Below are 19,259 nucleotides of genomic sequence, written 5' to 3'. Positions count from 1 at the left end.
ATCATCTGATGTTATGGAGGCTTGCGAAACATGTTCCCTCAAGCATGGCAGGTGGGGCTGGATATACAAATCGACTGCGTGCGCGCGGTGGCGGCCCAACGCCGCCGCAATGGCTGGCAGTTGCGCCACTGGTGGCAGCAGGCGCTGCCGCAGGCGGTTTTACGCGATGGCTGCCTGGAACCTTCCGAATTCCTGATCCGGGCGCTGCGGCAATGGCGCGTTCAACTGCCGCGACATATTTCCTTACGCATTGCTCTGCCAGCGCAGCGCGTGTTGCAGCAGCGCATGGTGCAGCCGGACGCGCGGCTGCGCGAGCCGGAACGCAGCGACTATATCGGTGGCCACGGTTTGAAGCAGTTTCCGCTCGATGGCCAGACGCTGGCGCTCGACTATCGCACCGCGCCGGCGGATGAGGCGGCGCTGTTGCTGACCGCCGCGCGGCGGCAGGAGCTGCAGCAGTGGCTGCATTGTTTGCGTCAGGCTGGCCTGCATCCGCAAGCGGTCGATATCACCCCTTGTGCGCTGCGGATGATGGCGACGGCGGCAGGCGTACCGCCCGCTGCGGGGCTGATGCACCGTCTCGAACGAGAATGGCTGTGGGTGGCGCCGGCTGACGGCGCGTTCGCCTTTGGTCTGGCGCCGGGCGACGATGACGCGCAGGCGCTGCGGGCGCTGCAAGCCCAGATGCCGGCAGGCGACGATCGGCCGGTCTATGCCGGCAGCGTGCTGGCAGGTGCCTTGCCCGCCGGTTGCCTTGCCTGGTCGCCGCTCAGCGCCTTCACGCAGTTGCGCCCACCGTTGCCTGCGCATCCTGCGGCATTCGCATTGGCCGGTGGTCTGGCGCTGCGCGAGGAGGATCGCTGATGTATCAGGTCAACTTTCTGCCCTGGCGACAGCGCCGCGATCGGCGGCGCGGCTGTTTCTGGCTGGGTGCGCTGCTGTTGCAGGTAACGCTACTGCTGCTGGCGCTGTTTCTGGTTGCCGGCCAACTGCGTCACCAACAGGCGCAGCGGCAGGCGCGGCTAACGATGCTGGGTGAAGAGCTGGCGGCCTTGACGTTGCTCGCCCATCAGCAGCAGCAAGAGCGGGCGCAGCGAGCGCTGCACAGCGCCCGCGCCGAACGGCAGGCGCGCAACGGCCAACATAACCGGCGTTATTTGCAGTTGCTTCAGCAATTGTCCTTCAGCATTCCTCCACCGCTGTGGCTCACGGCGCTGGACAGCGATGCGACGAACGGTCTGCGGCTGCGTGGATTGAGCCGCTCTCCTGCGGCCATCACGCAGTTCGAACGGCGGCTGGCGGGGATGCCTGCGTTGCCACGGCTGCGTTTGGCTGAGGTAACGCAACGGGACGACGGTCTGTATTCCTTTCATCTGGCGGCGCAGTGGGGGCGTGATGGATAGCCGTTTGTCATCCGGGCTGCGCTTTTGGCTGAACTTGCCGGGCTGGCTATTGCTGGTGGCGCAAGGGCTGGGCATCGGCACGCTGACGCTGTTGGGCGGCGGTTGGCTGCTGCAAGACGAATGGCGTCAGCGGGAAAACGCGGCGGAGCGGCAACAGCGCCTGTTGCAACAGATTTCCATGGTACAGCACCAACTGGACGAGGCGCCGGAAGCCCCTATGCCGCCAACGCCGATCGGTCCGACCACCGCCGGCGATCTGGCGAACGTGCTGCAACAAGCGGGGGGCGCCTTGTTGCGCTGGCAGCGGCAGGAAAAACCGCTGCGGCAAACGCTGAGTTTGCGCATTGATTATGCCGGTTTGTTGGCGCTGTTGGAGGCGCTGCCCGCCGATTTGCGTCTCGAACAATTGAGCGTGGAAACGGCGCCGCAGGGCATGACGGCGCGGTTGGTGTTGCAGGATGCCGCCGAGGAGCAGGCCGATGAGTAAAAGACCGGGCCGTTGGTGGTGGCTGCTATGGCCGTGGGCCTTGTGTGCAGAACCGCGCGATCCGTTTGCGCCGCCTCCGCTGCCTGTTTGTGCCCATCAGGAGGCATCGCCGGCGGGTTGGCGACTGAAAGGCGTCATCGGGCAACCGCCGCTGCGCTATGGCTGGGTGGTGACGCCGGCAGGGCAGTGGTTGCGCCTGCGGCCGCAGCAGTGGGTGCTGGACGAGCGTTGGCAGGTGGCGCAGGTGCGGGCGCGTAGCCTGACGTTAACGGCGCTGGCGGCCGAACCGGATTGTCCGGCGAGCCAGGGCGACATCTCGCTCATGATGGACAACAACAAGGATGGCAAACCATGAAAGGACTCGCTGGATTGGGCGTGGCGTTGTGGTGTCTGTCGCTCGGCATCGTCCAGGCGCAGGATAAACAGCAGGTTTCCCTGGAGTTCCAGGATGCGCCAGTGACGGTCATCCTGCAGGCGCTGGCGGATTATCGGCAGATGAACCTGATCGTCGCGCCCGGCGTAAGCGGCAATCTGACGCTGCGGCTGGAGAATGTGCCCTGGCCTCAGGCGCTGGCGCTGACCCTGCGTATGGGCAAGCTGACGATGACGCGGGAGGGGAGCGTGATGCTGGTCGCCCCGGAGCCGGACGCGCAGGAAAAAAAACAGCAGCGAGAAGCGCTGGCGCAGCGGCAGCCTTTGCACAGCTTGACCCTGACGTTACAAAACGGCGATGCGGCGGAGATTGCCGAAAGCCTCAATGCTCAACGCGGCGCCTTGCTCAGCGAGCGTGGCAGCGTGCTGGCGGATAAGCGCACCAATACGCTGTTACTGCGCGACACGGCGCCAATCCTGGCGCAGTTGAAAAAAAGGGTGACGGAAATGGACGCGCCGCTGGCACAGGTGCAGCTGGCGGCGCATATCGTGACCATCAACAGCGAAAGCCTGCGTGAACTTGGCGTGCGTTGGGGATTGGCGGCCGACGAAAAACCGACGCGGCCGCTGCGGCCGGGCAATCTCGGCGTTAATCTGCCGTTGGAGCGCAGCGCGGTGAGCGCCGGTTTCCATTTGGCGCGCATCAGCGGGCGTTTGCTGAGCCTCGAGCTGACGGCGCTGGAGCAGGAGAATCAGGTGGAGATCATCGCCAGCCCGCGTTTGCTGACGGCGCACCTGCAAACCGCCAGCATCAAACAGGGGACGGAGATCCCTTATGAAGTGTCGAGCGGCGCCAGCGGTGCGACCGCGATTGAGTTCAAAGAGGCGGTGCTGGGCATGGAGGTGACGCCGAAAGTGTTGCCGGACGGGCGCATCACGCTGACGTTGCACATCAGCCAAAATATGCCGGGGCGTGCCATCAGCCGCGGGGCGGGGGAGGCATTGACCATCGATAAACAGGAGATTAAGACGCAGATCACGGTGAAAAGCGGTGAAACCCTGGTGCTCGGCGGTATTTTTCAACGGCATAGCGGCAAGACGGCGGACAAGGTGCCGGGATTGGGAGATGCGCCACTGCTGGGGGGCTTGTTCCGGCAAAGTGGCGTACAACAGAAAAAACGCGAGCTGGTGATCTTCATTACGCCGACCTTGATTAAGGGATAAGCGGCTGCCTGTCGGCTGGGCGGCAAATCTCCTAAAGTTGATGAGCAGATACACTTTTTTATCCCCTTGGGGGGATCTGCGTTTGACGCTGCGGCCGATTTAGCTTACAAGGGTTACCGAATTGAGCACCGAGGTTTTTTGTTAGCGTCAAGACGCCGTTAAAAACATATGGTTTCCCTCCCGCGGCGTGGATTGCGATTTATTCGGTTGCCAAACTACCAAGAGTGTTGAGATAATTTTTCGTCTGATCTCGCACTATCGCTCATGAGGTTTCAGTTTAGGTCCCGCCGCTGATTTGATTGGCGGGGCGGGTTAACATTAACGAATTGTCTTAGTAATACCGAAAAACATGGCAGAGAAACGCAATATCTTTCTGGTTGGGCCTATGGGTGCCGGCAAAAGCACTATTGGCCGTCAGTTAGCTCAGCAACTCAATATGGAGTTCTTCGACTCCGATCAAGAAATTGAGCGACGTACCGGAGCTGACGTGGGCTGGGTATTCGACGTGGAAGGGGAAGAAGGTTTCCGCGATCGTGAAGAAAAAGTCATTAATGAACTGACGGAAAAACAAGGGATTGTGTTGGCGACCGGCGGCGGTTCGGTGAAGTCGCGCGAAACGCGCAACCGTCTGTCCGCGCGCGGCGTGGTGGTCTATCTGGAAACCACGATCGAGAAGCAGCTGGCTCGCACTCAGCGTGATAAAAAACGCCCGCTGCTGCAGGTTGATTCTCCGCCGCGTGAAGTGCTGGAAGCCTTGGCGAAAGAACGTAATCCGTTGTATGAAGAGATTGCCGATGTCACCATCCGCACCGACGATCAGAGCGCTAAAGTGGTTGCTAACCAGATCATCAACATGCTGGAAAGCAACTGATTGCCAATTTTCGCGTTCGCCGTCGGCCAATGCGAAAAACTGATTTGTGTTCCCCGCTGTTGCGGGGATCAACCACCGCCGCACCATACAGAGAACTGAGCGCGACATGGAGAGAATTACTGTAACGCTTGGGGAGCGCAGCTACCCGATTACCATTGCCGCCGGATTGTTTAACGATCCGGCTTCTTTTATGCCGTTAAAGGCGGGTGAGCAAGCGATGTTGGTCACCAACCAGACCCTGGCGCCGCTCTATCTCGAGCGTGTCCGGCAGGTGCTGGAGCAGAGCGGCGTCGTGGTGGATCAGGTGATTCTTCCCGATGGTGAGCAGTACAAATCTCTGGCGGTGTTGGAGCAGGTGTTTTCGGCGCTGCTCGAAAAACCGCACGGTCGCGATACCACGCTGATCGCCCTCGGTGGCGGCGTTGTCGGCGATTTGACCGGTTTTGCCGCCGCGTGTTACCAACGCGGCGTGCGCTTCATTCAGGTTCCCACCACGCTGTTGTCGCAGGTGGACTCCTCCGTAGGCGGCAAGACCGCCGTCAACCACCCGCTCGGCAAAAACATGATCGGCGCTTTCTATCAACCCGCTTCGGTGGTGGTTGATCTGGATTGCCTGAAAACGTTGCCGACGCGTGAACTCTCTTCCGGCCTGGCTGAAGTCATCAAATACGGGATCATCCTCGATCGCGAGTTCTTCGTCTGGTTGGAAAATAACATCGATGCGCTGATGGCGTTGGATATGCAGGCGTTGGCCTACTGTATCCGCCGCTGCTGCGAACTGAAGGCCGAGGTGGTGGCCGCCGACGAACGCGAAAGCGGTCTGCGCGCCCTGCTGAATCTGGGCCATACTTACGGTCATGCTATCGAAGCCGAGATGGGCTACGGCGTGTGGCTGCACGGTGAAGCGGTGGCTGCAGGCATGGTGATGGCGGCGGAAACCGCGCACCGTCTCGGCCAGTTCTCTGTTGAAGACATCGAACGTATCAAAGCGCTGCTGCTGCGCGCCGGCTTGCCGGTCTGCGGGCCGCAGGAAATGACGCCGGAATCCTATCTGCCGCACATGTTGCGTGACAAGAAAGTGCTGGCGGGTGAACTGCGTCTGGTGCTGCCGACCATGATCGGTGCGGCGGAAGTGCGCGGCGGCGTAGGGCATGAGCTGGTGCTGGCGTCGATCGCCGCCTGCTTGCCTGAGCAGCAGCGTAATTAAATCGGACTAAGTAACAGTGGCTTAGCCGCCATTTGCATCTATATTAATACAGTGAGCAGAGCACGACGGGTGTCGCTTTGCCATCATCGGGTTAATCTGCCCGTGCCACGGTAGGTCTACGGTGGTGGGCTTTTGCCTCTAGTTGGAGGGTTTCAGATGGACGAGTTTAAACCGGAAGACGATCTCAGACCTGATAGCAGCGATCGTCGTCCTACGCGTTCGCGCAAGCCGGCCGCCGCGCCGCGCTTCGCCGTTTCGCGCCAGCATTTGATGATTGGCATCGGCATTTTGGTGCTGTTGCTGCTGATTATCGGCATCGGTTCCGCCCTGAAGGCGCCAACCAAACATGAAGCGGCTCAGGAGAGCGGCGCGCAAAACGGCGCGGCCCGCGATATCAACCTGTCCGGTTCTTCGTCGCTGACCACCGCCAATAACGGCGTGCCGGGCGGCACGACGGATACCCACGATAACAACGGCGTGAGCGCGACTCAGCCGCAGCAACCGCAGAACGTCAGCGTTCCGCCGATCTCCGGCACACCGACCGAAGCGCAAACGCAGCCTCAGCAGGGCGGCGCGCAGCAGCGCGTCGATTTGCCGGGCAACATGGCGGATGCGCTGTCGCAGCAGCAGGGGCAGGTGGATGCCGCGACTCAAGGCATGACCGGCGCAGCGTCGACGCTGCCGACCGCACCGGCGACGGTGATGAGCGGCGCCGCGGCGCGCGAAGCGACGCGTCCTGTGCAGGGCACCGCACCGCAACAGCATAAAACGCCGGCGAAAACCGCCGCCACCAAACCGACCGCGACGCAGCATAAATCACCGACCACGGTGTATACGCCGCCGGCCAAGCCGTCTTCCACCGCGAAAGCGGGAGCGGTCGCCAGCAGCGGCAGTTCACTGCAGTCTGCGCCGGGCAGCCACTATACCTTGCAGCTGAGCAGCGCTTCGCGTTCCGACACGCTGAACGCCTACGCCAAACAGCAGAAGCTGCAGAACTACCTGGTGTACGCCACCAAGCGTGACGGCAAACCGTGGTACGTGCTGGTGAGCGGCAACTATGCGTCTTCTGCGGAAGCGAAGCGCGCCATTGCTTCGTTGCCGGCGGATGTGCAGGCGAAAAAACCGTGGGTCCGACCTGTACACCAAGTGCAGCAAGATCTTAAAAAATAAATCATTTAAATTTGTGCGCTGATGTGCTGTCTGAAACAGAGTACAATCCGCCGCTCTGAATTGTATAAGTAGCTAATTGACGGCATGAAGAAAAACCGCGCTTTTTTAAAATGGGCTGGTGGAAAATACCCGCTGGTAGATGAGATTCGTCGCCATCTGCCGGCGGGAGACTGCTTAATCGAGCCCTTCGTGGGTGCGGGATCCGTCTTTCTGAATACGGATTACGACGCCTACATTCTCGCCGACATCAATAGCGATCTTATCAACCTGTATAACATCGTTAAGCTGCGCACGGATGACTTCGTGCGCGATGCCCGCACGCTTTTCGCCGATGAATTCAATAACTCGGATCAGTTTTACCTGCTGCGAGAAGAGTTCAATACTAGCACCGAGCCTTACCGCCGGGCGCTGCTGTTCCTGTACCTGAACCGTCACTGCTATAACGGCCTGTGTCGCTATAACCTGCGCGGCGAGTTCAACGTGCCGTTTGGCCGGTACAAGAAACCGTACTTCCCGGAAGAAGAGCTCTACTGGTTTGCCGAAAAATCGCGCAATGCCACTTTTGTCTGCGAGCATTACCGCGATACCATGGCGAAGGCCGTGGCCGGTGCCGTGGTGTATTGCGATCCGCCTTATGCGCCGCTGTCGGCGACGGCGAATTTCACCGCTTACCACACCAACAGCTTCAGCATCGCCGATCAGCAGAGCCTGGCGCAACTGGCGCACCAGCTCTCGGTAGAGAGCCAGGTACCGGTATTGATCTCCAATCACGATACCGAGCTGACGCGCGACTGGTACCAGAATGCTGCGCTGTATGTGGTGAAAGCGCGCCGCACAATCAGCCGCAACATTCTCGGCCGCAGCAAAGTGAACGAGCTTTTGGCGCTGTATCGCTAAGCCGGGGCACCCCGGCGCATAACAACTCGACCCTACGTTTGGAGAAGCGGATGAAAAAGTTTTTGATTGCCCCGTCCATTCTGTCGGCAGATTTTGCCCGGTTAGGTGAAGATACCGCTAACGTGCTGGCTGCAGGCGGCGACGTGGTGCACTTCGACGTGATGGATAACCACTACGTGCCCAATCTGACCATCGGTCCGATGGTGTGCGAAGCGCTGCGCAACTACGGCATTACTGCGCCGATTGACGTGCACCTGATGGTCAAGCCGGTGGACCGCATCGTGCCTGATTTCGCCAAGGCAGGCGCGTCTTATATCTCTTTCCACCCTGAAGCTTCCGAGCATGTCGATCGCACCATTCAGCTAATTAAAGAGCACGGCTGTAAAGCCGGCCTGGTGTTCAACCCGGCGACGCCGCTGAGCTACCTCGATTACGTGATGGATAAAATCGACGTGATCCTGCTGATGTCGGTCAACCCGGGCTTCGGCGGCCAATCGTTCATCCACGGTACTCTGGACAAGCTGCGCCAGGTGCGCAAATTGATCGACGACAGTGGTCGAGATATCCGCCTGGAAGTCGACGGCGGTGTGAAGGTGGATAACATCGCTGAAATCGCCGCCGCGGGCGCCGATATGTTCGTCGCCGGTTCCGCCATCTTTGGCCAGCCGGACTACCGCAAGGTGATCGACGAGATGCGCAGCGAGCTGGCGAAGGTTACCCATGGCTGATTTCGGCGCGATCCGCGCATTGGCCTTCGATCTGGACGGCACGCTGGTCGACAGCGCGCCGGGTCTGGCGGCGGCCATCGATATGGCGCTGGAAGAGACGGGCCTGCCGCAAGCGGGTGAGGAACGGGTCGGCACCTGGATCGGCAACGGCGCCGACGTGCTGGTGCAACGCGCGCTGCGCTGGGCGGAAGCGGAAGGCACGCCGGCGCAGTGCAGCCGGCTGCGTGAGCGTTTCGACCATTTCTACGCGCAGACCGTTGACAGCGGCAGCCGCCTGTTCCCGCAGGTGCAAGAGACGCTGGTCCGCCTGGCCGCACACGGTTACCCGATGGCGCTGGTGACTAACAAGCCGACGCCGTTCGTGGCGCCGCTGCTGGCATCGTTGGGCATTGGCGATTATTTCTCGCTGGTGATCGGCGGCGACGACGTGACGGAAAAGAAACCGCACCCGGCACCGCTGTACCTGGTGCTCGGCAAGCTTGGGCTGCGTGCGCATGAACTGCTGTTCGTTGGCGACTCGCGCAACGATATTCAAGCCGCACAGGGCGCCGGTTGCCCGAGCGTCGGCTTTACCTACGGTTATAACTACGGTGAATCGATCGCCCTGAGCCACCCCGATCGGGTGTTGGAGCGCTTCGCCGATTTGTTGCCCGCTCTTGGGCTGTCATCTTTAGAGAATCAGGAAATTTAAACATGAGTAAGCCCATCGTATTTAGCGGCGCGCAGCCGTCCGGCGAACTGACCATCGGCAACTACATGGGTGCGCTGCGTCAGTGGGTGCAGATGCAGGACGACTACGACTGCATCTACTGCATCGTCGATCTGCATGCCATCACCGTTCGCCAGGACGCCGAGAAGCTGCGCAAGGCCACGCTGGATACGCTGGCGCTGTACCTGGCCTGCGGTATCGATCCGGAAAAAAGCACCATCTTCGTGCAGTCGCACGTGCCTGAGCACACGCAGCTGAGCTGGGTGCTGAACTGCTACACCTATTTCGGCGAACTGAGCCGCATGACGCAGTTCAAGGACAAATCCGCGCGCTACGCGGAGAACATCAACGCTGGGCTGTTCAGCTATCCGGTGCTGATGGCGGCAGACATCCTGCTGTATCAAACCAACCAGGTGCCGGTGGGCGAAGACCAGAAACAACACCTGGAGCTGAGCCGCGACGTGGGCCAGCGTTTCAACGCGCTGTACGGCGACGTGTTCAAAGTGCCGGAGCCGTTTATTCCTAAATCCGGCGCGCGCGTGATGTCGCTGCAGGAGCCGACCAAGAAGATGTCCAAGTCGGACGACAACCGCAACAACGTGATCGGCCTGCTGGAAGATCCGAAAGCGGTGACCAAGAAGATCAAACGCGCAATGACCGACTCGGAAGAGCCGCCTGTCGTGCGTTACGACGTGGTCAACAAGGCGGGCGTCTCCAACCTGCTGGATATTCTCGCCGGTGTGACCGGCAAGAGCATCGCGCAGCTGGAAGCCGAGTTCGAAGGCCAGATGTATGGTCACCTGAAAGGCGCGGTGGCGGAAGCCGTCTCCGGCATGCTGGGTGAGCTGCAGGAGCGCTATCACCGCTTCCGTAACGACGAAGCCTATCTGCAGCAGGTGATGCGCGACGGCGCCGCCAAGGCCCGCACACGCGCGCAGGAAACCCTGGCGAAGGTCTATCAGGCTGTCGGTTTCGTACCGCCGCAGGCATAACGCCGGCGCAAATAGAAAAAGCGGCCACAGGCCGCTTTTTTTACGTCGGTCTTACGCCATTTGCGCCAGGCTGGCAGGCGATTCTTCGCTGGCGAACCAATTGAGCTTGCTGCGCAGACTGACCACGCTGCCGACGATGATCAGGCTGGGGCTGGTGGCCTGAAGGGACAAGGCGCCCAGTTGGCGGAGCTCCCCTTCGATCACCCGTTGGCGGCAAGAGGTGCCGTTTTCCACCAGTGCCACCGGCGTGGCGGCTGGCAACCCGTTAGCGATCAGCTGGCGCTGGATTTCAGCCGCTTGCGATAGCCCCATATAGAACACCAGCGTCTGTTGCCCGGCGGCCAGCGTCGCCCAATCCAATCCACCGTCGGCCTTGGCGTGGCCGGTCACCAGGCGCACGCTCTGCGCGTGGTCGCGGTGGGTGAGCGGGATGCCGCTGTAGGCGGAACAGCCCGAGGCGGCGGTAATGCCCGGCACCACCGAGAACGGCACGTTAGCGTCTGCCAGCGTCTCCAGCTCTTCGCCGCCGCGGCCGAAGATAAAGGGATCGCCACCCTTCAGGCGCACCACGCGTTTGCCTTGCTGCGCCTGCTGCAGCAGGATTTGATTGATCTGCTCCTGCGGCACGCAGTGGTGGCCGGCGCGTTTGCCGACGAAGATACGTTCTGCGTCGCGGCGCACCAGCGTCATGATCTCTTCGGAGACCAGTCGGTCGTAAACCACCACGTCGGCCTGCTGGATTTGTTGCAGCCCTTTCAGCGTAAGCAGGCCGGCATCGCCCGGCCCGGCGCCCACCAGCACCACTTCACCGCGATCTGCCGGCTGTTCGCTGAACAGCTGCTCGAGCTGGCGCTCAGCCAGCGCGGCGTCGTCGTTGGCCAGCGACTGCGCCAGCCGATCGTGAGCGAACAACCGTTCCCAGAAGCGCCGACGCGCGCCGAGGCTGCTGAAGCGTTGTTTTACCCGCTGGCGCAGCGAGCCGCCCAGTTGGGCCAGCTTGCCGAGGTGCTGTGGCAGCATCGCTTCCAGCTTCTCGCGCAGCAGCCGCGCCAACACCGGCGCTTTGCCGCCGGAGGACACCGCGACCATGATCGGCGAACGGTCGATAATCGACGGCATGATAAAGCTGGCGCGTTTCGGATCGTCCACCACGTTGCAGAACACCCGCTGCTGGTTGGCGCACTGATACACCCGTGCGTTGACCTCTAGCCGGTCGGTAGCGGCGATCACCAGCCATTTTTCCACCAGCAGGGCCGGGCTGAATTCGCCTTCGGCCAGCGTCAACCGGCCTTCTGCCGCCCACAGGCGGAACTGCGGGGTGAAGTCTACGGCGTTGACGGTCAGCGCCGCACCGGCGTCCAGCAGCAGGCGCGCCTTGCGTTCGGCGATCTCGCCGCCGCCGACCAGCAGGCAGGCTTTGTGTTGCAGTTGGCAGAAAATCGGCAGGTAGTCCATCGGCACTCCTCGGGGTAATCAATGTGGGGGCGAAATGCGCCCCCGAAAACTTAGGCGGTCTGACGTACGGCGGCTTTCGCCGCCTGCGGGCGTTCGGCGCGCGGCGTGGCGTACCAATACCCCAGACCCATTAGCACCGAGCCGGACAGGATGTTGCCCAGCGTCACCCACAGCAGGTTGTGGCCGATGCCGGTGAGGGTGTAGGCCTCGCTGTGGTTGCCGAACCAGGAGAGGGCAAACAGCGTCATGTTGGCGACGGAGTGTTCGTAACCCGAGGCGATAAAGGCCAGCAGACACCACCAAATGGCGATGAACTTGGCGGCGCCTTCTACGCGGATCGCCATCCAGATCGCCAGGCAAACCAGCCAGTTGCACAGCACGCCCTTGAAGAACAGCACCTCGGCCGGCGCGGTGGTTTTTGCCAATGCGGCGCTGTGCACCAGACTGGTATCCACCGGCAGCAGGCTACCGCCGCCGTAGTAATACATCAGCGCCACCAGCACCGAGCCGAGCAGGTTGCCGAACCAGGTTTGCGGCAGCACTGCCCACATCTGGCTTTGGCGGATGGTGCCGGCCTTGACGCCGAGCGTCAGGAACATCGTATGGCCGGTGAACAGTTCGGAACCGGCGATGATCACCAGCGTCAGCGCGATGCCGAAGGTGGCGCCCATCACCAGCGGCCGCACGCTTGGGTCGGCCAGGTTGCCGAGGGTGAAGATCAGGATGATGCCGAGGCCGACGTAGGCGCCCGCCATCGCCGAGCTGATCCAGAAGCCGAGCGGGCTCTCCTTCGCCAGGCGGACGATGCGCGCCGCGTTGGCGGCGCATTTGTTGATCGTGTCGGTAAACATGTTGCCTCCCGAAAGGTTATGCCGCGACTTGCACGATGCCGTCGACCACCCGGCTGGTGAAGCTGGCGACGGAACGGCTGTCATCTTCCAGACAGTGGCCGTCGTACAGGCGGAAATGCTGTTTCTTCAGCGGGCTGGCGACCCACAGTTCGCCTTGATGCTCGGCGATCAGCCCGCGTGACAGCACGCTGGCCTGGGCGAACGGGTCGATATTGCTGATGGCGAACACCTGTTCGTCGGCATAGGGGCGGAACACCGCCACCTGCCGATCGCCGATCAGGGCACATACGCCGGTGCCGGGCAGAATGTCGGCGACGGGACAAACGGTAATCCACTGGCTCATGCGTGGCTCTCCTCGGTATCGATCAGGGTGACGGGAATGCGCTCATCAGGGCGCGCCGGGCGGTGCTGGTCGCGTTCGGCCACTACCTGCACATTCGGATCGCGCAGCGGGCTGTTGATGAAGTGAGCGAAGCGAAGCTGCGTTTCCGGATGCTCGACGGTCTCTTTCCACTCGCAGACCACCGCGTCGCGCAGGCGGGCGATCTCCGCTTCCAACTGCTCGTTGATGCCGAGCTTATCGTCGACGATCACCTTGCGCAGGTAATCGATGCCACCTTCCAGGCTCTCCAGCCATACCGAGGTACGCTGCAGCTTATCGGCGGTGCGGATATAGAACATCATGAAGCGGTCGAGGTAGCGCACTAGGGTCTCGCGATCGAGATCGGCGGCCAGCAGATCGGCGTGGCGCGGTTTCATGCCGCCGTTGCCGCAAACATACAGGTTCCAGCCGTTCTCGGTGGCAATGATGCCGACGTCCTTACCCTGCGCCTCGGCGCATTCGCGGGTACAGCCCGAGACGCCGAACTTCATTTTGTGCGGGGTGCGGATACCTTTGTAGCGATGTTCCAGCGTGACGCCGAAGCCGACGCTGTCGCCGACGCCATAGCGGCACCAGGTGCTGCCGACGCAGGTTTTCGCCATGCGCAGCGCCTTGGCGTACGCGTGGCCGGTTTCAAAGCCGGCGGCGAGCAGCTTGCTCCAGATGGCCGGCAGATCGTCTTTCTGCGCACCGAACATGCCGATGCGCTGCGAGCCGGTCATTTTGGTGTAGAGGTTGTATTCCTTGGCGATCTGGCCGATGGCCAGCAGGCCGTCCGGGGTGATTTCGCCGCCGGCGGAGCGCGGGATCACCGAGTAGGTGCCGTCTTTCTGGATATTGCCGAGGAAGTTGTCGTTGGTATCCTGCAGCGGCGTATGCTGCGGCTTGAGGATGTATTCGTTCCAGCACGAGGCCAGCAACGAGCCGACGGTCGGTTTACACACTTCGCAGCCGTAACCTTTGCCGTATTTGGCCAGCAATGCCTCGAACGACTTGATGCCTTCGACGCGGATCAGGTGGAACAGCTCCTGGCGTGAATAGGCGAAGTGTTCGCACAGGTGGTGGTTGACCTCGATGCCCTGTTTGCTCAGCTCGGCGTTCAACACCTGGGTGAGCAGCGGGATGCAGCCGCCGCAGCCGGTGCCGGCCTTGGTTTCGGCCTTCAGCGCCGCCACGGTGTGGCAGCCTTTGTTGACCGCCTGGATGATGTCGCCTTTGCTGACGTCGAAGCAGGAGCAGATCTGCGCGCTTTCCGGCAGCGAATCTACGCCGATGGCCGGTTTGCTGCCCGCATGGGCCGGCAGGATCAGGCCGTCCGGGTTTTCCGGCAGCTCGATGCCGTTCAACGCCAGCTGCAGCAGGTTGCCATAATCGCTGGTGTCGCCTACCAGCACCGCGCCGAGCAGGGTTTTATTGTCGGCGCTGACCACGATACGTTTGTAGACTTCTTTGCTTTCATCCAGATAAACGTAGCTGCGGGCGCCTTCGGTGCGGCCATGGGCATCGCCGATGCCGCCGACGTCCACGCCCAGCAGCTTCAGCTTGGCGCTCATGTCGGCGCCCTGGAAGCCGTTTTCGCGGCCCAGCAGATGATCGGCGGCCACCTGCGCCATTTTGTATCCCGGCGCCACCAGGCCAAAGGTGCGATCGCGCCAGGCGGCGCACTCACCGATGGCGTACACGTCCGGATCAGACGTTTGGCAGCTGTCGTTGATGGCGATGCCGCCGCGGCGGCCAACCTCCAGCCCGCACTGACGCGCCAGCTTGTCCTGGGCGCGGATGCCGGTGGAGAACACGATGAAATCCACTTCCAGCAGGCTACCGTCGGCGAAATGCATGGTTTTGCGCGCCGTGCCGCCGCCGTTGACGATCTCCTGGGTATTTTTGCCGGTGTGAACCTTGACGCCCATGCGCTCGATCTTACGGCGCAGCTGGTCACCGCCCATCGGGTCGAGCTGTTCGGCCATCAGTACCGGAGCGAACTCGATCACGTGTGTTTCCACCCCCAGGCTTTTCAGCGCGCCGGCGGCTTCCAGCCCTAACAGCCCGCCGCCGACTACCGCACCGCGTTTGCTGCGGCGCGCGCAGGCTTCGATGGCGTTCAGGTCTTCGATGGTACGGTAAACGAAGCAGTCCTGGCTATCCGAGCCCTTAATCGGCGGGATCCACGGATAGGAGCCGGTGGCCATGATCAGCTTGTCGTAATAGACGGTGCGGCCGGTGTTGGAGTGGATGACCTTCTCGTCGCGATTGATGGTGATAGCGCGTTCGCCGACCAGTACCTTTACGCCGTGTTTTTCGTAAAAGCCTTCGCGCACCAGCGACAGCTCTTCGGCGGTGTGGTGCGAGAAGTAGGAGGAAAGGTGCACGCGATCGTAAGCGATGCGTGGCTCTTCGCAAAAGACGGTGATTTCGAACTGGTCTTTGTCTGCTTTATCCAACAGATCTTCGATGAACCGGTGGCCGACCATGCCATTGCCGACGACGGCAAGTTTGACTCTGCTCATTATTGCCTCAAAATTCTGGTTTCCTAGGCTTACCTTATCTCTCCCGATGAGCAATTTATTGATGCAAATCAATCACACCCCTATATACCTCTAACGTGGTATATGAATGATTTTTCACGTTTTTTGATAAGTTGCGGATTTTATTCATCTTTAGCTGAAGCGAGTCAGTTTGCAGGTAAATTACCCCGCAGGGAGTAAACGCAAGGGGTAGGCATGGCACGGCGACTTTGTCAGCGCGATCCGCTGCCAGTATGATGAAGAAAACCAGCGCAACGGCAGAGGTGAAGGGTGGCGAAACGTCCATTGAAGTTTATCGACAACCTGCGTTTAAGCGGGCATGAAGGATTGTGGCAACTGGCAATCGAGCAGGGGCGCATCGCGCATCTGGTGCCACAGCCGGAAGGACAGGAGTGGCGCAGCGACGTGCTGGATGCGCAGGGCGGGTTGGCGTTGCCGGCGTTCGTCGAACCGCATATCCACCTGGATACCACGCAGACCGCCGGTCAGCCGGCCTGGAACCAGTCCGGCACGCTGTTCGAGGGCATTGAGCGCTGGGCTGAACGCAAAGCGCTGCTGACTCATGAAGACGTCAAACAGCGCGCCTGGCAAACGCTTAAGTGGCAGATCGCCAACGGCGTGCAGTATGTGCGCACCCACGTCGACGTTTCCGATCCCACGCTGACCGCGCTGCGCGCCATGCTGGAGGTGAAGCAGGAAGTGGCGCCTTGGGTGACGCTGCAGATTGTCGCCTTCCCGCAGGAGGGGATCCTTTCCTACCCCAACGGGGAAGCGTTGCTTGAAGAAGCGTTGCGGCTCGGGGCCGACGTGGTGGGCGCCATTCCGCACTTCGAATTCACCCGCGAGTACGGCGTGGAGTCGCTGCATAAGGCGTTCGCGCTGGCGCAAAAATACGATCGGCTGGTGGACGTGCACTGCGATGAAATCGACGACGAGCAATCGCGCTTCGTCGAGACCGTGGCGGCGCTGGCACTGAAGCTGGAGATGGGGGCGAAAGTCACCGCCAGCCACACCACGGCGATGCACTCTTACAACGGCGCTTACGCCTCGCGGCTGTTCCGTCTGTTGAAGATGTCCGGCATCAACTTCGTCGCCAATCCGCTGGTGAACATTCACCTGCAGGGCCGTTTCGACAGTTACCCGAAACGGCGCGGCGTGACCCGAGTGAAGGAGATGCTGGAGGCGGAGATCAACGTCTGTTTCGGCCATGACGACGTGTTCGATCCTTGGTACCCGCTCGGCACCGCCAACATGCTGCAGGTGCTGCACATGGGGCTGCACGTGTGCCAGCTGATGGGCTATGGCCAAATCGACGACGGACTGAAGCTGATCACCCACCATAGCGCGCGCACGCTTAACCTGAGCGACTACGGCCTGGCGGCCGGCAACAGCGCCAACCTGGTGATCCTGCCGGCGGAAAGCGGCTTCGACGCGGTGCGTCGCCAGACGCCGGTGCGTTATTCGATTCGCCAGGGTGCGGTGATCGCCGAAACGCGGCCGGCGGAAACCACGCTGCATTTGCAGCAGGAGGAGACGGTGGATTTTCGGCGCTAAGGCGCAAAAAAAGGGCGCCTTGCGGGCGCCCTTGATGTATTTGATGCGAAGAAATCAGTGCGTCACGTGACCGTGGCTGCGGTGCTTGGTCACGAAGCCCAGCAGCAGACACATCACGAACACCGCCAGATACAGGCCGTTAGCGGTGGTCAGCGCCGCATGCGCGCCGCCTTTCGCCACGATCGGGCCGGTGACCACGAAGGTCAGCATGGTGCCGATGGTACCGCAGGTCAGGATAAAGTTGACCAGCTTCGGCGAGGAGACCTTAGTCTGCAGCGAGCCGAGGGTGATCAGCGTGGTGTAGATGGCGCTGGAAACGAAGCCCAGGGCCATGATGTAGTAGCCCAGGTGCTCCGGATTGTCGGTGCTGACGAACAGGTACATCGCGCCGGTAGCCAGCGCGGCCAGCACGGTGACGATGCGTTGCAGATCGAAGAAGCGCAGGATGAAGCTGAACACCCACATGCCAACCATATAAGAGGTCCAGAAGTCGCTCACCAGCTTACCGGCCTGGCCGATGTCCATGTTGAACGACTTGGTGGCGTACTCAGGCACCCACTGAATGAAGCCCAACTGGCCGAGGATGTAGCACAGCGCGGCGATCGACAGGAACAGCACGCCGATGCCCCATTTTTCTTTCTCGACTGGTTGACCGGCATCGGCGCCTTTCTTGCCCAGCACCGGGAAGTCGGAGCACAGGGTCAGCACGAAGATCCCCACGTACAGCAGGCCGATGCAGGCATAAACCCAATACCAGCCGATATGGCGGGCCAGCAGCATCGCGGCGACGATCGGGAAGATCATCCCGGCCATGCTGAAGAAGGAATCGGTGAACAACAGGCGCGAACCGCGCTGGCGGCCGGCATACATGTGGGTGATCAGGAAGGTGCCGATCGACATGGTGATGCCGCTCACCACGCCGAGGATAAACATGCACAGCGAGAACATGGTCAGGCTCTTGCCGAGCATCAGCCCTGCGACCGCCAGCACCATCAGGACAAAGCCGAAGATCAACTGACGCTTCAGCGGGATGATTTCCATCAGCCAGGCATTGAGGAAGATCGAAATCAAAATACCGGCGTTGAGGAAAGTAAAGGTGTTACTCATGCTGGAAACCGGCAGATTAAAGTACTCTGCAATGTTTCCCATCACCATCCCTGTGACGATCACTAAAGCACCGGTCAGCGCGTACGAAAAGAAGCTGATCCAGGTAAGCCGTATGCGGTTACTGTCATTCATTGTATAGGCCTGAATATGTCTGTTAGAGGTTTTAAAGCTGGCATAAGGCCGCTGGCTTTTCCTGGCAAACGCAGAAAAAAGTCCCGATCAGGCCACCAGGGGGCGGATCCTAGCACAGACAACGGGATTTTTTGTGATGGCTGTCGATTTTTTGATGCAACCCATGAAGGGATGATACGCATTATTGTGATCTATTTGCGTACCGTCACAATGGAATCACGGTTGATGATCGTCGGCTCAAACCGGTGCGCCGGGGTGGCAGGGTCGATCAGCCTGCGCGCCGCGTATTGGGCCATTTCGCTGATGGGAAAATGTACGCTGCTCAACGCCGGGCGCACGAAAGGTGCGCGTTCGCCGCTGTCGTAACAGATCAAGGAGATATCCTGCGGTACCCGCAGGCGGTGCTCGTTGATCGCCAGCAGCGCGCCGATCGCCATCTCTTCGTTGCAGCAGTAGATGGCGCTGGGCAGTGCGGTTTGCTGCAGCAGATGATCGGCGCAGCGGTAACCGCTTTCCAGATCGTAGACGCCCTCCAGACAGGCTACCGGCTCGATATTCGCCGCCTGCATCGCCTCTTCAAATCCTTGCAGCCGCAGGCGGCTCGACGGGCGCTCGCGCGGGCCGCTGATGCAGGCGATGCGCCGGTGCCCGGCGTCGAGTAACTGCTGCGTCGCCATGCGGCTGGCAAGCGGGTGATCGAAGGTGACGCAGCGGTCTTCCAGCCCCGGCACCAGACGATCGAGCAACACGAAATCACGTTGCTCCGCCGCCAGCTGGCGCAGCCGATCGTCGCTGAGAAAACGCACGTGCAGGATCACGCCGTCGCAGCGCAGGCTGAACAGCCGCTGCACCGCCTGCCATTCGTTTTCGGCACTGTTGCGGCCCTGGGTCACCAGCAGCTGCTTGCCGTGGGATTCGGCCTCGGTCTGCACGAAGTCCATCAGCGCGCCGAAGAAGCCACCGCGGTACGACGTCGTGACCAACCCGAGGGTATTGCTGTGGCTGGAGGCGAGCGCACGGGCCGCCGGGTTGGGGGTATAACCGAGCTGGGCGACGGCGCGTTCAACCTTCTCGCGGGTCGGCGCCTTGACGTTGCTGTCGCCGTTCACTACCCGCGATACGGTGGCGCGCGATACGCCCGCCAGCGCCGCGACATCTTCCAGTGTCACCATCGTCCAACTCCTGATTACGGC

The 19,259-nt window shown here is 61.2% G+C and carries 19 protein-coding genes; 13 read left to right on the top strand and 6 right to left on the bottom strand.

Features of this window, described 5'->3' with window-relative positions; genetic code table 11:
- The first annotated feature begins 30 nt into the window (after positions 1-30).
- The 12 genes from pilM to trpS all read left to right on the top strand — a co-directional run bounded on the left by pilM (position 31) and on the right by trpS (position 10,060).
- The gene (pilM, locus tag ACJ8J5_RS22525; RefSeq protein ID WP_141999096.1) at positions 31-864 is read left to right on the top strand and encodes a type IV pilus biogenesis protein PilM; all 834 of its coding nucleotides are present in this window, start codon (positions 31-33) and stop codon (positions 862-864) included.
- Positions 864-1,403 carry a PilN domain-containing protein gene (locus ACJ8J5_RS22520; RefSeq protein ID WP_049208842.1) on the top strand — a complete coding sequence of 180 codons (540 nt, stop codon included), beginning with the start codon at positions 864-866 and terminating at the stop codon, positions 1,401-1,403. Before pilM ends, ACJ8J5_RS22520 begins: the two co-directional genes overlap by 1 nt.
- Positions 1,396-1,890, top strand: coding sequence for a hypothetical protein (locus ACJ8J5_RS22515; protein ID WP_261456856.1), 495 nt, complete (start codon positions 1,396-1,398; stop codon positions 1,888-1,890). The genes ACJ8J5_RS22520 and ACJ8J5_RS22515 overlap by 8 nt, the downstream gene beginning before the upstream one ends.
- A complete protein-coding gene (locus ACJ8J5_RS22510; RefSeq protein WP_025304540.1) occupies positions 1,883-2,245 on the top strand; it encodes a HofP DNA utilization family protein in 363 nt (120 codons plus the stop codon). Before ACJ8J5_RS22515 ends, ACJ8J5_RS22510 begins: the two co-directional genes overlap by 8 nt.
- A complete protein-coding gene (gene hofQ, locus ACJ8J5_RS22505; RefSeq protein ID WP_049294948.1) occupies positions 2,242-3,486 on the top strand; it encodes a DNA uptake porin HofQ in 1,245 nt (414 codons plus the stop codon). Before ACJ8J5_RS22510 ends, hofQ begins: the two co-directional genes overlap by 4 nt.
- A 349-nt stretch (positions 3,487-3,835) precedes the next feature.
- Complete coding sequence (gene aroK / locus ACJ8J5_RS22500; protein WP_004391482.1) at positions 3,836-4,357, top strand: shikimate kinase AroK; 522 nt, start codon at positions 3,836-3,838, stop codon at positions 4,355-4,357.
- 106 nt (positions 4,358-4,463) lie between these two features.
- On the top strand, positions 4,464-5,564 hold the full coding sequence (gene aroB, locus ACJ8J5_RS22495) for a 3-dehydroquinate synthase (protein WP_025304538.1): 1,101 nt from the start codon (positions 4,464-4,466) through the stop codon (positions 5,562-5,564).
- Between the two features lie 156 nt (positions 5,565-5,720).
- Positions 5,721-6,734, top strand: a complete 1,014-nt coding sequence (locus ACJ8J5_RS22490; RefSeq protein WP_049206049.1) for an SPOR domain-containing protein — start codon at positions 5,721-5,723, stop codon at positions 6,732-6,734.
- Between the two features lie 84 nt (positions 6,735-6,818).
- Positions 6,819-7,631 carry an adenine-specific DNA-methyltransferase gene (dam, locus tag ACJ8J5_RS22485; RefSeq protein WP_025304536.1) on the top strand — a complete coding sequence of 271 codons (813 nt, stop codon included), beginning with the start codon at positions 6,819-6,821 and terminating at the stop codon, positions 7,629-7,631.
- Positions 7,632-7,681: 50 nt separating this feature from the next.
- Complete coding sequence (rpe, locus tag ACJ8J5_RS22480) at positions 7,682-8,359, top strand: ribulose-phosphate 3-epimerase (RefSeq protein ID WP_004930320.1); 678 nt, start codon at positions 7,682-7,684, stop codon at positions 8,357-8,359.
- Complete coding sequence (locus ACJ8J5_RS22475; protein WP_043138894.1) at positions 8,352-9,050, top strand: phosphoglycolate phosphatase; 699 nt, start codon at positions 8,352-8,354, stop codon at positions 9,048-9,050. The genes rpe and ACJ8J5_RS22475 overlap by 8 nt, the downstream gene beginning before the upstream one ends.
- Positions 9,051-9,052: 2 nt before the next feature.
- Positions 9,053-10,060: a tryptophan--tRNA ligase gene (gene trpS / locus ACJ8J5_RS22470; protein WP_261427229.1), complete on the top strand. Its 1,008-nt coding sequence runs from the start codon at positions 9,053-9,055 to the stop codon at positions 10,058-10,060.
- 51 nt (positions 10,061-10,111) lie between these two features.
- On the opposite strand, the gene cysG is transcribed toward trpS, so the two are convergent.
- Genes cysG through nirB form a run of 4 tightly spaced genes read right to left on the bottom strand, consistent with a single transcriptional unit; the run spans position 10,112 to position 15,255 of the window.
- The gene (cysG, locus tag ACJ8J5_RS22465; RefSeq protein WP_149570045.1) at positions 10,112-11,515 is read right to left on the bottom strand and encodes a siroheme synthase CysG; all 1,404 of its coding nucleotides are present in this window, start codon (positions 11,513-11,515) and stop codon (positions 10,112-10,114) included.
- Positions 11,516-11,565: 50 nt separating this feature from the next.
- Complete coding sequence (gene nirC, locus ACJ8J5_RS22460) at positions 11,566-12,366, bottom strand: nitrite transporter NirC (protein WP_049206055.1); 801 nt, start codon at positions 12,364-12,366, stop codon at positions 11,566-11,568.
- A 16-nt stretch (positions 12,367-12,382) separates the two neighbouring features.
- Complete coding sequence (gene nirD / locus ACJ8J5_RS22455; RefSeq protein WP_038878129.1) at positions 12,383-12,709, bottom strand: nitrite reductase small subunit NirD; 327 nt, start codon at positions 12,707-12,709, stop codon at positions 12,383-12,385.
- Positions 12,706-15,255 carry a nitrite reductase large subunit NirB gene (nirB, locus tag ACJ8J5_RS22450; protein WP_149570044.1) on the bottom strand — a complete coding sequence of 850 codons (2,550 nt, stop codon included), beginning with the start codon at positions 15,253-15,255 and terminating at the stop codon, positions 12,706-12,708. Before nirB ends, nirD begins: the two co-directional genes overlap by 4 nt.
- Before the next feature lie 303 nt (positions 15,256-15,558).
- On the opposite strand from nirB, the gene ACJ8J5_RS22445 reads away from it, so the two are divergent.
- Positions 15,559-16,827: a cytosine deaminase gene (locus ACJ8J5_RS22445; RefSeq protein ID WP_038629982.1), complete on the top strand. Its 1,269-nt coding sequence runs from the start codon at positions 15,559-15,561 to the stop codon at positions 16,825-16,827.
- A 54-nt stretch (positions 16,828-16,881) separates the two neighbouring features.
- On the opposite strand, the gene tsgA is transcribed toward ACJ8J5_RS22445, so the two are convergent.
- Together tsgA and ACJ8J5_RS22435 are read right to left on the bottom strand one after the other, a co-directional pair.
- Positions 16,882-18,066, bottom strand: coding sequence for an MFS transporter TsgA (tsgA, locus tag ACJ8J5_RS22440; RefSeq protein WP_025304528.1), 1,185 nt, complete (start codon positions 18,064-18,066; stop codon positions 16,882-16,884).
- Between the two features lie 191 nt (positions 18,067-18,257).
- On the bottom strand, positions 18,258-19,238 hold the full coding sequence (locus tag ACJ8J5_RS22435; RefSeq protein WP_025304527.1) for a LacI family DNA-binding transcriptional regulator: 981 nt from the start codon (positions 19,236-19,238) through the stop codon (positions 18,258-18,260).
- Positions 19,239-19,259 lie beyond the last annotated feature (21 nt).

The sequence above is a fragment of the Serratia sp. CY43202 genome, from assembly GCF_052168755.1.
Lineage (GTDB): Bacteria > Pseudomonadota > Gammaproteobacteria > Enterobacterales > Enterobacteriaceae > Serratia > Serratia bockelmannii.
Note: the sequence above shows the minus strand (reverse complement) of the source record. Positions and strands in the feature narration are given on the sequence as shown.